Annotated in this window: 14 protein-coding genes and 1 pseudogene; 11 read left to right on the top strand and 4 right to left on the bottom strand. The window is 68.7% G+C overall.

What is annotated here, in order from left to right:
* Window positions 1-12: 12 nt before the first annotated feature.
* From L1088_RS03140 to L1088_RS03150, 3 genes are read right to left on the bottom strand one after another with little or no spacing between them, the layout of a single operon-like run.
* Complete coding sequence (locus tag L1088_RS03140; protein WP_234553688.1) at window positions 13-846, bottom strand: hypothetical protein; 834 nt, start codon at window positions 844-846, stop codon at window positions 13-15.
* Between the two features lie 5 nt (window positions 847-851).
* Window positions 852-1,844: a M20/M25/M40 family metallo-hydrolase gene (locus L1088_RS03145; protein WP_234553689.1), complete on the bottom strand. Its 993-nt coding sequence runs from the start codon at window positions 1,842-1,844 to the stop codon at window positions 852-854.
* Window positions 1,844-2,497 (bottom strand): response regulator transcription factor, encoded by a 654-nt coding sequence (locus tag L1088_RS03150; protein ID WP_234553690.1) that lies wholly within the window; start codon window positions 2,495-2,497, stop codon window positions 1,844-1,846. Before L1088_RS03150 ends, L1088_RS03145 begins: the two co-directional genes overlap by 1 nt.
* A gap of 42 nt (window positions 2,498-2,539) precedes the next feature.
* Here L1088_RS03150 and L1088_RS03160 point away from each other — a divergent pair.
* Window positions 2,540-3,794, top strand: a pseudogene (locus L1088_RS03160) (class I SAM-dependent RNA methyltransferase).
* Here L1088_RS03160 and L1088_RS03165 read toward each other — a convergent pair.
* Entirely contained in the window at window positions 3,786-4,757 is a 972-nt protein-coding gene (locus L1088_RS03165; protein ID WP_234553692.1) for a LysM peptidoglycan-binding domain-containing M23 family metallopeptidase, read from the bottom strand. The pseudogene L1088_RS03160 and the gene L1088_RS03165 overlap by 9 nt on opposite strands.
* Before the next feature lie 29 nt (window positions 4,758-4,786).
* Between L1088_RS03165 and aroQ the strand changes: the two genes are divergently transcribed.
* The 10 genes from aroQ to L1088_RS03215 all read left to right on the top strand — a co-directional run bounded on the left by aroQ (window position 4,787) and on the right by L1088_RS03215 (window position 12,489).
* Window positions 4,787-5,230 (top strand): type II 3-dehydroquinate dehydratase, encoded by a 444-nt coding sequence (aroQ, locus tag L1088_RS03170; protein WP_234553693.1) that lies wholly within the window; start codon window positions 4,787-4,789, stop codon window positions 5,228-5,230.
* A gap of 87 nt (window positions 5,231-5,317) precedes the next feature.
* Window positions 5,318-7,735, top strand: a complete 2,418-nt coding sequence (gyrA, locus tag L1088_RS03175; RefSeq protein WP_234553694.1) for a DNA gyrase subunit A — start codon at window positions 5,318-5,320, stop codon at window positions 7,733-7,735.
* Entirely contained in the window at window positions 7,736-8,047 is a 312-nt protein-coding gene (gene cutA, locus L1088_RS03180) for a divalent-cation tolerance protein CutA (RefSeq protein WP_038047671.1), read from the top strand.
* Window positions 8,044-8,466 carry a nucleotidyl transferase AbiEii/AbiGii toxin family protein gene (locus L1088_RS03185; protein ID WP_038047672.1) on the top strand — a complete coding sequence of 141 codons (423 nt, stop codon included), beginning with the start codon at window positions 8,044-8,046 and terminating at the stop codon, window positions 8,464-8,466. Before cutA ends, L1088_RS03185 begins: the two co-directional genes overlap by 4 nt.
* Window positions 8,463-8,693, top strand: a complete 231-nt coding sequence (locus L1088_RS03190) for a hypothetical protein (protein WP_234553695.1) — start codon at window positions 8,463-8,465, stop codon at window positions 8,691-8,693. The genes L1088_RS03185 and L1088_RS03190 overlap by 4 nt, the downstream gene beginning before the upstream one ends.
* Before the next feature lie 77 nt (window positions 8,694-8,770).
* The gene (locus tag L1088_RS03195) at window positions 8,771-9,379 is read left to right on the top strand and encodes a helix-turn-helix domain-containing protein (protein WP_234553696.1); all 609 of its coding nucleotides are present in this window, start codon (window positions 8,771-8,773) and stop codon (window positions 9,377-9,379) included.
* A gap of 142 nt (window positions 9,380-9,521) precedes the next feature.
* Entirely contained in the window at window positions 9,522-10,157 is a 636-nt protein-coding gene (locus L1088_RS03200; RefSeq protein WP_038047679.1) for a DUF502 domain-containing protein, read from the top strand.
* 21 nt (window positions 10,158-10,178) lie between these two features.
* A complete protein-coding gene (locus tag L1088_RS03205; protein ID WP_234553697.1) occupies window positions 10,179-10,541 on the top strand; it encodes a hypothetical protein in 363 nt (120 codons plus the stop codon).
* A complete protein-coding gene (locus tag L1088_RS03210; RefSeq protein ID WP_234553698.1) occupies window positions 10,538-11,221 on the top strand; it encodes a response regulator transcription factor in 684 nt (227 codons plus the stop codon). The genes L1088_RS03205 and L1088_RS03210 overlap by 4 nt, the downstream gene beginning before the upstream one ends.
* Before the next feature lie 8 nt (window positions 11,222-11,229).
* A complete protein-coding gene (locus L1088_RS03215; protein WP_234553699.1) occupies window positions 11,230-12,489 on the top strand; it encodes a sensor histidine kinase in 1,260 nt (419 codons plus the stop codon).
* Window positions 12,490-12,507: the final 18 nt, after the last annotated feature.

Below are 12,507 nucleotides of genomic sequence, written 5' to 3' on the forward strand. Positions count from 1 at the left end.
ACGACGGGGTGCTTAGGCCCCCTGGAGCTCCCGCTTAAGCTCCTTCACCGCCCCGCTCCAATCCTCCCCCAGGACCACCAGGCGGTGGGGCTTGCTGAGCTTCCTGGCGGCCTTGCGCAGCAGGCCGGGGATGGGCGGGCAAGCGTAGGAAACCACCAAGAGAAGCCCCCTCACCCGGCCCAGGCGGTGGAGGTAGTGGAGCATGCCCACCAGTTCCCGGTCGGTGGGAAGGTCCATGGGAAGGAGCCTATCCCCTTCCTCCCTGAGCTTCTCCGGGGGCAGGTCGGGGAAGTAGGGGATGAGCCCCTCCTGAGCCAAGGCCTCCTCCACCGCCTTGCGGAAGGATTCGTCCTCGAGGAGGTAGGGCTGGGCCACCACCCCCACGCTTCCCTGGGGGGTCTTGAGGGGTGGAAGGGGCTTCAAAAGCCCCCGCACCCGGTCCAGGGCCCGCCCCACCACCATGGGGTTTTGCGTGAGGAGGTGCCCCACCTCCGCCGCCCGGCCCAGGGTTTTGTCGGAGAGTTCGGCGGGCACCTTCAGCACCGGGGGAAGGCCTGGGAAGTAGCGGTGGAGGGTGGCCTCGAGGTCCAAAAGCCAAGGGCAAGCCCCCCCGCCCCGCTCCGACTCCACCCCCCCTTGGAGGTCGGGAAGGAGCAGGTAGTCCACCCCTTGGGCCTTCAGGGCCTCCACCTGGGCCAAAAGGCCCTGGACGGGCAGGCAGTAGGGCGGGCGCAGGTCGGGCACCACCTGCGCCCGCACCACCTCCACCTCGAGGGCCTTCAGGTAGGCCTCCCAGAACCCCAGATACCGGCGGGAAAGGAAGCCTTCGAGGACGCCCACGCGCATACGCCCTATCCTACGCCAAGGGCCTTTAAAAAGGCCAGAAGCACCTCCCGCCCCTCCCAAAGGCTTTGGGGAAGCACCCATTCCTCCGGGGTGTGGGCCCCACCCCCCCGGTACACCCCCAGGGCCAAGGCGGGGATGCCCCGTTCGATGGCGGCGCTGGCATCGGTGGAACCCGGCTGGAACTGGGGCCTTTCTCCGATCTTGGCCAGCGCCACCTCCGCCGCTTGCAGAAGCCTGGGCGTGGCGGTGCTCCCCGCAGGCCTCCTTCCCAGGACCTCCAGGGAAACCCCCACCCCGTGGAACCGGGCCGCCTCCTCCAGAACCTCCTGGGCCTTGTGGTAGAGGGTGCGAAGGGCCCCCTCCTCCAAAGCGCGGATCTCCAGCAGGGCCGAGGCCTCCTTGGGTATGGCGTTTACCGCCTCGCCCCCCCGGAGACCGCTGGCGTTCAGGCTAGCCTCACCCCCCACCTCCTTGAAAAGGGTGTGCAACCGGGAAAGCCCCTCCGCTAGGGCAAACACGGGATTGGGGGTCCCCCTGTCCCCCCAGGCGTGGCCCCCCCGACCCAGAAAGGTGATTCGGAAACGGACCGAGCCTAAAGCCCGGTCCACCACCCCCGGCAGGTACCCATCCACCGCCACCACCACCTCAGGAGCCAGGGTTTCCACCAGGGCCCGGGCCCCCTTGAGGTTCCCCAGACCCTCCTCCCCCACGGTGAAGCCCCGCACCACCCCGGGCATCTCCGGTAAGGAGAGGAGGACCGCCACCCCGCCCGAGTTGTCCCCTACCCCCGGCCCGTAGAGCCGCCCTCCCGCCCGCCGAAGGGGGGCCGGGGGAAGCACGGTGTCCAGATGGGCCAGGAGGAGCACCCGCCCCTCCCCGGCCCAAACGTTGCCCAGGCCATCCCGCTGCGCTTTGGGCAGGCGGGAGGCCACGTAAGCCCCCCGGGCCTCCTCCCCGGCCAGGGGAGCCAGCTCCAGGAGCAACCGCACCGGGTCCACTACTCTTCCGGCTCAGGCTGGGCCAGCCCCTCGCGAATGGCGTAGAGGGCCGCCTGGGTGCGGTTGTTCAGGTGAAGCTTCTGGAAAATCTCGGAAAGGCGGTTGCGCACGGTCTTTTCAGAAAGCTGGAGCTCGGCGGCGATCTCCAGGTTGGTGTAGCCTTGGGCCACCAGCTTGAGGATCTGGATCTCCCTCTCGGAAAGCTCCGCATGGAGGGGGGCGCTGGACTCCTTTTTGGCCCGGAAATCCTGGATGATGCGCCCGGCCAGCTCCGCGTCCAAAAGCACCTCCCCCGCGTGCACCCGGCGGATGGCCCCGATGAGCTCGCTGGCGTCCGTGTCCTTGAGAAGGTAGCCCCTGGCCCCCGCCTTCACCGCCTCAAACACGTAGGCGTCCTGGCGGTACATGGTGAGGATGATCACCTTGGCCTCCGGCCACTCCTTGAGGATGGCCTGGGTGGCCTGCACCCCGTCCAGGTTCGGCATCTGGATGTCCATGAGGATCACGTCCGGCTTGGCCTCGAGGGCATGCCTTAATGCCTCCCAACCGTCCTTGGCCTCCCCCACCACCCGAAAATCCCCTTCCGCCTCCAAAAGGCTTTTGAGCCCCTGGCGGAAGAGGGCATGGTCGTCCGCTAACAGTACCCGAATCACCCCTCCATCTTAGCGCTGGTGGGCTTGGTGTAGGGTGAAAGGGTGAAGGTTCTCACCGTGGAGAAGCTGGTGCCGGGGGGCTATGGCCTCGCCCGCACCGAGGAAGGAACCGTCCTCATCAAGGGGGCCCTGCCGGGGGAGGTGGTGCGGGGAAAACCTGTGCGCCGCAAGGGAACCCTTTTCCTGGAGGAGGTGGAGGTGCTCACCCCCCCCCCCCCCCCCCCCCCCCCCCCCCCCCCCCCCCCCCCCCCCCCCCCCCCCCCCCCCCCCAANTCCCGCCGACCTGCCCCTGGCCTACGAAAGCCAGCTTCCCCTGAAGGAGGGCCTGGTGCAAGACGCCCTCATGCGCATCGCTAGGCTTCCCTTCCCCTTGGCCCCCATCCACCCCTCCCCCAGGCCCCTGGGCTACCGCACCGCCGCCCAGTACGCCCGCCACCCCCTGGGAGGCCTGGCCTACCGCCTCCCGGAAAGCCACGCCCTGGTGCGGGTGGAGGAGGATCCCCTGGTGGCCGAGCCCTTGGCCTGGGCCCTGAGGGTCCTTTCCACCTGGCCCCTGCCCGTGGAGGAGGTGGCCTTAAGGGGAAGCCTCCTGGAAGGGAGGGTTCTCCTCGGGCTCATCGGGGGAAGCCCCGAGGCCCTGAAGCGCCCCGCCAAGGCCCTGGTGCGGGAGGGCTTCGCCGGGGTGGTCTGGGCCGAGCCCTCGGAGAAGGGCCGCTTCCGGGGAAGGGTGAGGCCCCTTTATGGCGAAAGAACCCTCCTGGAGCGCTTTGGCCCCCTCACCGCCAGCGTGAGCGTGGAGAGCTTCAGCCAGGTGAACCCCTTGGCGGCGGGGGAGCTTCTGGAAGAGGCCCAAGGGCTGGTGCAAGGAGGCGGGCGGGCCTTAGAGCTCTATGCGGGCAGCGGTCTCCTCTCCCTCCTCCTCGCCCCCCGCTACGGGGAGGTGGTGGCGGTGGAGATCAGCAAGGAGGCGGTGCGCCGGGGCGAGGCGGACCGGAAGCGGCTGGGCGTGGAAAACGTGCGCTTCCACCGCGGGGACGCCAAGGAAGCGGCCCAGCTCGGGGCCTTTGACCTGGTGGTCCTGGACCCGCCCCGGTCCGGCCTCTCCCCGGAGGTGCGCCGCTACCTCCTGGAATCGCGCCCCCGGGAGGTCCTCTACATCGCCTGCGACCCCGCCACCTGGGCCCGGGACGTGGGGGAGCTCTCCCGGGGAGGCTATGAGCTGGCCTTCGCCCGCCCCTACGACTTCTTCCCCTTCACCCACCACGTGGAGGTGCTCTCCCTTCTGCGCCTAGGGTAGGGGAAGGCCGGAGAAGAAGGGCGCAGGGTCCACGGGCACCCCCCTAAGGCGCACCTCCAGGTGCAGGTGGGGGCCCGTGGAAAGCCCCGTGCTCCCCAAACGCCCCAGCACCTGCCCAGGCCGCACCTCCTCCCCCACCCGCACCTGCCGTGAAGCAAGGTGCCAGTACCCGGTGCAAAGCCCCATCCCGTGGGCTACCACCACCGCCTCCCCCCGCACCTTGAGCCTTTCCGAGAGGACCACTACCCCCGCGGCCACCGCCCGCACCGGGGTGCCCAGGGGAGCGGCGAAGTCCAGGCCCTCGTGGTAGGAGGTGAAGAGGGTGCCGTACCGGCGGCGGGTGCCGAAGGCGCTGGTGGTGCGCCCCCCCTCGAGGGGGCGGACGAAAGCCCCCCAGAAGCGGAGGGGCCCTTCCTGGGAGCAGGCGGCCACCACCCGCTCCCGCTCCGCCTTCAGGCCGGGGTCCTGGAGGAGGCCCTCCAAGGTAGGGGAAAGGGCGAGGGTTTCCTGGCCGTACCCCCCGGGGACCACCCGCAGGGGAAGAACCACCTCCTCCCCCTCCAGGTGCAGGCGCAAGGGGTACTCCCCTGGCCCCTGCAAGGCCCCCACCGCCAGGAGGGCCCAAAGCCCCTCCTCCCCGGGCCAAAGGGGGTAGCGCACCCCCAAGAACTCCGCCCACCCCTCCCGGTAGCCAGCCACCCGCAGGCCGAAGGCCCGTCCCTGGACCGGGGGCGCATACCAGAGCCTCCCCCTGGGCAGGGGTACCTCCTCCCCCGGGCGCACCCGCAAGACCTGCCCCGCCCGGATGCGGTTGGGGTCGGAAAGCCCGTTGAGGCGGGCCAGGGCCTCCACCGTGGTGCCGTAGCGGCGGGCGATGGAAAAAAGCGTCTCCCCGGGGGCTACGGTGTGGGTCTGGGCCAGGGCGGAAAGGGCCAAAAGCCAAAGGGCCAGCAGCCAGCGCATGGGCTTATCCTAGGGGGAAAGGAGCCCCTATGGTGCTGATCCTGAACGGTCCCAACCTGAACCTCCTGGGCCAGCGGGAGCCGGAGGTGTACGGCCGGACAACCCTAGAGGAGCTCGAGGCCCTCTGCGAGGCCTGGGGAGCGGAACTGGGCCTGGGGATGGCCTTCCGCCAGACCAACTACGAGGGCCAGCTCATCGAGTGGGTGCAGCAGGCCCACCGGGAGGGGTTTTTGGCCATCGTGCTCAACCCCGGGGCCCTCACCCACTACTCCTACGCCCTCCTGGACGCCATCAGGGCCCAGCCCCTCCCCGTGGTGGAGGTGCACCTCACCAACCTCCACGCCCGGGAGCCCTTCCGCCAGCACTCGGTGACGGCGGGAGCCTGCCGAGGGCTCATCTCCGGCTTCGGCCCCCTCTCCTACAAGCTGGCCCTCACCTACCTGGCGGAGGTCTTGGAGGTGGGGCCACCCTAACTGCCGCAGCGCTATAGTGGCTATCCGAAAGGATAGCGAGGGGTTTGCTATACTGATAAGAGGCGTCTCAACGCCCCGAGGAGCGCTATGTCCCAGGTTCTGCCCGTAGAGATCACCGAGGAGCTAAAACAGAGTTTCATCAACTACGCCATGTCCGTCATCGTGGACCGGGCCCTCCCAGACGTGCGGGATGGGCTGAAGCCGGTCCAGCGGCGCATCCTCTATGGTGCCCACCAGGAGGGGGTGCTCCCGAGCCGCAAGCACGTGAAGAGCGCCAAGATCGTAGGCGAGGTCATGGGCAAGTACCACCCCCACGGGGATGCGGCCATCTACGACGCCCTCGCCCGTCTGGCCCAGCCCTGGAACCTGCGCTACCCCCTCATGGACGGCCAGGGGAACTTCGGCTCCATCGATGGCGACCCTCCCGCCGCCCAGCGCTACACCGAGGCCCGCCTCTCCCCCCTAGGGGCGGAGATGCTCCTGGACATCGACAAGGAAACCGTAGACTTCCGCCCCAACTACGACGGCTCCCTCAAGGAGCCCGAGGTGCTCCCCGCCGCCATCCCCAACCTCCTGGTGAACGGCGCCAGCGGCATCGCCGTGGGCATGGCCACCAGCCTCCCGCCCCACAACCTCAAGGAGGTGGTGGACGCCCTGGTGGCCATGATCGACAACCCGGGGATCACCCTGGAAGAGGTCATGCGCCACCTCCCGGGCCCCGACTTCCCCACCGGGGGAAGGCTCTCCAAGAGGGGGATCCGGGAGGCCTACGCCACGGGCCGGGGAAGCCTCAAGGTCCGGGCCAAGGTGCGCATAGAGGAAAAGGGCCAGCGCCCCATGCTGGTGGTCACGGAGATCCCCTACCAGGTCAACAAGGCGAGCCTCATTGCCCAGATCGCCGCCCTGGTCAAGGCCAAGAAGATCGAGGACATCGTGGCCCTACGGGACGAGTCCGACCGCCAGGGCCTAAGGATCGCCATCGAGCTCAAGCGGGGGGCCAACCCCCAGGTGGTCCTGAACCAGCTCTACAAGCACACCGCCCTGCAGACCTCCTTCACGGTGAACCTCCTGGCCATCGCCCACGGGGAGCCCAAGGTTCTCCCCCTCCTGGAGCTCATGCGCCACTACCTGGACCACCGCAAGGAGGTGGTGCGGCGCCGGAGCCTCTTTGAACTCAAGAAGGCCCAGGAGCGGGCCCACGTGCTGGAAGGCCTCCTCATCGCCCTGGACCACATCGACGAGGTCATCGCCCTCATCCGCGCCTCCGAGGACGCAACCCAGGCGCGCCAAGGGCTCATGGAGCGCTTCGGCCTCTCCGAGGTCCAGGCCCAGGCCATCCTGGACATGCGCCTGCAGCGCCTGGTAGCCCTGGAGCGGGAGAAGCTCTTGGAGGAGTACCGGGGGCTCATGGAGGAGATCGCCCGGCTCAAGGCCATCCTCGAGGACGAGACCCGCCTCTGGGGCGAGGTGAAAAGGGACCTCCTGCGGGTGAAGGAGAAGTACGGGGACGAGCGGCGCACCCTCATCACCGAGTTTGAGGAGAGCTTCAACCCCGAAGACCTCATCGAGGACGAGCCCATGGTCATCACCCTCACCGCCCAGGGCTTCCTGAAGCGCCTCCCCCTGGAAAGCTACCGGGCCCAGGGGAGGGGGGGTAAAGGCCTGGTGGCGGGGAAGACGAAGGAGGAGGACCAGGCCACCGAGGTCTTCGTGGCCGACGCCCACGACGATCTCCTCCTCTTCACCAACCGGGGCCGGGTGTACCGCCTCAAGGTCTACGACCTCCCGGAGATGGGCCGCCAGGCCCGGGGGGTGCACGTGAAGACCCTCCTGCCCCTCACGGAGGAGGAAGAGGTGGCCGCCCTCCTCTCCGTGCGGGGCTTGGACGGGGAGGGCTACCTGGTCTTCGTCACCGAGCGGGGCCTGGTGAAGCGCACCGCCCTAAGGGAGTACCAGAACCTGGGCGCCGCCGGCCTCATCGCCATAAGGCTCCAGGAGGGAGACCGCCTCATCGGGGTGGCCCTCTCCGACCCCGAGGACGAGGCCCTCCTGGCCACCCAGGAAGGCCAAGCCATCCGCTTCCCCCTGGAGGAGGTGCGGGCCACCGGTCGGGACAGCCAGGGGGTGGTGGGCATCCGCTTCAAGCGGCCAGGGGACCGGGTGGTCTCCCTGGTGACAGTGAAGCCAGGGGAAATGGTGGACCTTCTCTCCGTGAGCACCCGGGGCTACGGCAAGCGCACCCCCCTCGCCGAGTACCCCCTGCAGGGCCGAGGGGGCATGGGGGTGATCACCTACGCCGTTTCCATGAAGGTGGGCCGGCTGGCCGCCCTCCTCAAGGTCCGGGGGACGGAAGACCTGTTGGTGCTCTCCAAGAAGGGGCTCGCCATCCGCACCCCCGTGGCGGAGATCCGCCAGTACTCCCGGGCCACCGCCGGGGTCAAGGTGATGAACCTCCCTGAAGACGACGAGGTGGCCAGCGCCTTCGCCGTGGAGGAGGAAAAGTAGATGGAGGAGGTGGTCCTCATCACCGCACCCAGCGAGGAGGTGGGCCGTACCCTGGCCAAGGCCCTGGTGGAGGAGCGCCTGGCCGCCTGCGTGAACCTGGTGCCGGGCCTCACCTCCGTCTACCGCTGGCAGGGGGAGGTGGTGGAGGACAGGGAGGTGCTCCTCATCGTCAAGACCACCACCTTCGCCTTCCCGAGGCTGAAGGAGCGGGTGCTCGCTCTCCACCCCTACTCGGTGCCCGAGATCCTCGCCCTCCCCATCGCCGAGGGGCACGGCCCCTACCTGGACTGGCTCCGGGAGAACGTGGGATGACGGAGGACATGCTGGACTTCCTCCGGTCCCTGCACCGGGCGGGGGCCCGCTTCCTGGTCATCGGGGGCTATGCCCTGGCCTTCCTGGGCCGTCCCCGGTTCACCAAGGACCTGGACCTCTGGGTGGACGCCCAGGAGGCGGACAAGGTTCTCGCCGCCATCCGGGATTTCTTCGGCGGGGATGATCTGGGGCTAAAGGAAGAGGATCTGGCCACCCCAGGGGTGGTCCAGCTGGGCTACGCCCCCAACCGCATCGACTTGGTCATCCTGGAAACCCCACCCTTCGGGGAGGCCTTCGCCCGGGCCCTGGAGCGGGAGGTGGGCGGCGTGAAGGTTTACGTGGTCCACCCCGAGGACCTGAAGGCCCTGAAACGGGCTTTCGGTCGGCCTGTGGACCTCCGCGACCTGGAGGAGCTATGAGGACCATCCGGCCCGTGGCCCGGCGCTTTCCCTTGGACCTCCCCCCCGACGACCGCCGGGAGTGGGCGAAGGTGCCGCTGGAAGAACGCCTGCGCGCGGTCTGGGAGATGGCCCTCTTCTGGGCGGAGCTGGAACGGGAGGCGGCCAAGGCGCGGGGCGAAGAGCCGGAGGTGGCCACCGAGCGCCTCCTCCCCGTGGCCCGGAGGCGCCCCCTGGGGAAAGGGTAGCCCCGACAGCATTTTTGCAACCCTAAGGTTTACAAAATGCCCGGGGCCGTGCTAGCCTGGGGGCAAGGAGGCATGCCATGACCCAGGCCCGCGAAACCGTGAGCTTCAAGCCCGGTGAGGTGATCCTTTACCCAGGTGTCCCCGGACCCAGGGACCGGGTCTTTCGCGTCCTCCAGGGCTTGGTGCGCCTCGAGGCGGTGGACGAGGAAGGCAACGCCCTCACCCTGCGCCTGGTGCGCCCCGGCGGGTACTTTGGCGAGGAGGCCCTCTCCGGCCAGGAACGGCGCTACTTCGCCGAGGCGGTCACCGAGGTGGTGGCCGAGGTCTTGCCCAAAGACCCCCACCCGGAGGACGCACGGGAGGTCTTGGCCAGCCTCTCCCAAGCCCTGGCCGAGGCCTACCGCCGCATCGAGCGCCTGGCCACGCAAAGGCTCAAGAACCGCATGGCCGCCGCCCTTCTGGAGCTGGCGGAAACCCCCTTGGCCAAGGAAGAGGAGGGGCAGCTGGTCCTCCGGGCCACCCACGACGAGCTGGCGGCGGCGGTGGGCAGCGTGCGGGAAACCGTCACCAAGGTCATCGGGGAACTGGCCCGGGAGGGGTACATCCGCTCGGGCTACGGCAAGATTGTCCTCAAGGACATCAAGGGCCTTATGGGGCTGGCCCAAAGCCGGGGCGACGGACGCTAAGCACCCGCACGCAAAGGTGCCCCATCGGCCAAGACCAAAGCGGCTTACTTATCGCCTCTTTGGGCCCCCGTCGTGGCTTGCGCCACGACGGGGTGCTTAGGACGGACGAAAGACGGCGGCTCTATCCCCTAAACTGGTACCCATGCGGCTGCGCCAACGGCTGTTCAGCGGCCTCATCACCCTCCTACCCCTTTTGGTTACCCTCTACTTTCTGGGGTGGGTCTATACCTATTCCGGGGGATACATCCAGGGCTTCCTCCGCCTCCTGGGCCTCGAGGTGCCCCGGACCTACCAGGTGGCGCTTCCCTTCGTAGGCCTCCTTCTGGCCCTCACCCTCGTCTACTTGGTCGGCGTTCTGGCGGAGAACTACCTGGGCCGGAGGCTCATCCACTCCCTGGAGCGCTCCCTCTTGCTCCTGCCCATTGTCCGCGACATCTACAAGGCGGTGCAGCAGATCGCCCACACCCTCTTCGGGCAGAAGGAGGTGAAGTTCAGCCGGGCAGCGGTCATCGAGTACCCTAGGAAGGGGCTTTACACCCTTTGCTTCGTGGTCCAGCCTGTGGGGCATCGCCTGCCTCCCCTGCCCGAGGGGTATACCGCCGTCTTGGTCCCCACCAGCCCGGTGCCCGCCAGCGGCATGGTGATCCTGGTGCCCAGCGAGGAGGTCATCCCCTTGGAGATCAGCGTGGAAGAAGCCCTGAAGTACGTGGTCTCCGCGGGCTTCCTCCTGCCAGAGAAACCTTCAGAGCCCTTAACCTCCCTCCCACAAAGGGCCTAGAGCCCCCTCTAGAATGGGAAGATGATGCGCCCCCTTGCCCTCCTTGTCCTCCTGGGCCTGGCCCTGGCGGCCCTGCCCCCCCTGCTCGGACCCAGCCTGCCCCCGGGCACGGAGCTCAGGCTCCTCTCCCAGGACCTGCGCACCCTCCACGGGGCCTGGCGGGTGGAGGGGAAAAGGCTACTCCCCCTTTCTCCCCCCGTGCCCCCCAAGGTGGGCCAGGAGGTGCAGCTCCTCCTGGTCCTTCCCGGGGAAAGGCCCCGCCCCTTCCCCGGGGTGGCCGACCGGGGGGACGTGCTCTTGGTGCAAGACCGGGAGCGGGTGAGCCTCCTCAAGCTCCTCAAGGAGGTCTACGGCCTCACCCCTCCGGAAAGGCTCTGGCCATGAAGCGCATTCTGCTGATTGAGGACGACCCCGAGGTCGCCCGCCTGGTGGAGCTGGAGCTCAAGGAGGCGGGCTTCCAGGTGGACTGGGCCAAAAGCGGCATGGAAGGCCTGGTCAAGCACCGCGAACGGAAGCCTGATCTGGTAGTCCTGGACCTCGGCCTCCCCGACCTGGACGGGGCCGAGGTGGCCCGGCGCATCCGCGCCACCGACGACACCCCCATCCTGGTCCTCACCGCTCAGGACGCGGTGGAGCGCAAGGTCGGCCTGCTTTCCGACGGGGCCGACGACTACCTGGTGAAGCCCTTCCACCCCGCGGAGCTTCTGGCCCGCATTCAGGTCCAGCTCCGCCACCGGGAGGGGAGCGAGGTCCTAAGCGTGGGCAGGCTGGAGCTTTACCCCAAGCGGCGGCAGGTCTTCTTTGGGGAAGAGGAGGTGCGGCTCTCCCCCAAGGAGTTTGAGCTCCTCCACCTCCTCATGAGCCGTCCAGGAAGGGTTTTCCCCCGCCAGGAAATAGAGGAAAAGGTGTGGGGCAAGCCCCTGGGCCGGGACTCCAACGTCCTGGATGTGCACGTGGCCAACCTCCGGGCCAAGCTGCGGGAGGCGGGGGCCTACGGCTACCTGCGCACGGTGCGGGGCCTGGGCTACGCGGTGCGCCCCGGAAGGGGTGAGGAAGACACCTAGCCTAGCCCATGTCCTTCCGGTTTAGACTCTTCCTCTCCTTCAGCCTGCTCTGGCTCCTTTTCCTGGTGGGGGCCTTGTACCTGGCGGGTAGGGGGGTGGAAAAGGCCTTGAGGGGCCACCTCGAGGCCACCCTCTTGGAGGACGCAAAGCGGGCGGCGGAGGCTTACCGCAAGGGCCAGACGGGCACCCTCCTCACCACCGGCGGGGTCTACCTGCACCTCTACGCGGAAGACGGGGTGCCTTTGCTCCTCACCCGGGAGGACCACCGCCTGCCCCAGGAAGCCCTCCGCGGAGTAGGGGAAACCCCCAAGGCCTCGTGGCAGAAGGGCTTCGCCGCCGCCTTGGCGCGCACCCCTTTGGGCCTCCTCGCCCTCACCCAGGACACCGCTTCCATTGAGCTGGCCCTTTCCGCCCTGCGCCAAGCCCTCCTGGAGGCCTTCTTCCTCCTCTTCCCCCTAGGGGTCCTCCTGGTCTACCTCACCGCCCGCCTGGCGGCCTCGCCCCTGGAACGGGCGGCCCGGGAGATCGCGGGGCGAAGCCCCGAGCGCCTGGACCCCGTGCCCCTCCGCCTCCCCAAGGACGAGTTCGGTCGCATGGTGGAGGCGGTGAATGGCCTCCTCATGGCCCTCAAGGAGGCCAAGGAGAAGGAGCAGGCTTTCTTGGCCGAGGCCAGCCACGAGCTCAGAACCCCCCTCACCGTCCTCCTGGGCCACCTGGACCGCCTAGGGCGGAACCCTTTGGACCGGGAAGCCCTGGCCACCGCCCGCACCACTGCCGAGAGGATGCGCCGCCTAGTGGAGGACCTCCTGGCCTTGGCCCGGGGGGAGGCGGAGCGCACCCTGAACCCCCACATCGTGGACCTGAAGGCTCTGGCGGAAGAGGCCGCCAAGGAGTACGGGGTGGCCTTCCAGGGGGAGGCCCTCGAGGTCTTGGGGGATCCCGACCGCCTCCTGCAGATGCTCCGTAACCTCATTGCCAACGGGGTGCGGGCCGCAGGGAAGGAGGGGGTGGAGGTGCGCCTCCTGCGGGAAGGCCCCTATGCCCTTTTGGCGGTGGAAGACCGCGGCCCCGGCATCCCCCAAGACCTCCTCCCCCACCTCTTCCAGCGCTTCGCCCGCGGACCGGGAGGGGGCACAGGGCTCGGATTGGCCATCGCCCAGGCCATCGCCCGGGCCCACGGGGGGGAGATCCTCGTGGAAAGCCGCCCCGGCCGCACGGTCTTCCGGGTGCGCCTGCCCCTCCTTGCGTGGGAGGAAGAGGAGGCCTAGACCCCCTTCCAGGCAGAA

Source organism: Thermus caliditerrae (assembly GCF_021462525.1).
GTDB classification, from domain to species: domain Bacteria; phylum Deinococcota; class Deinococci; order Deinococcales; family Thermaceae; genus Thermus; species Thermus caliditerrae.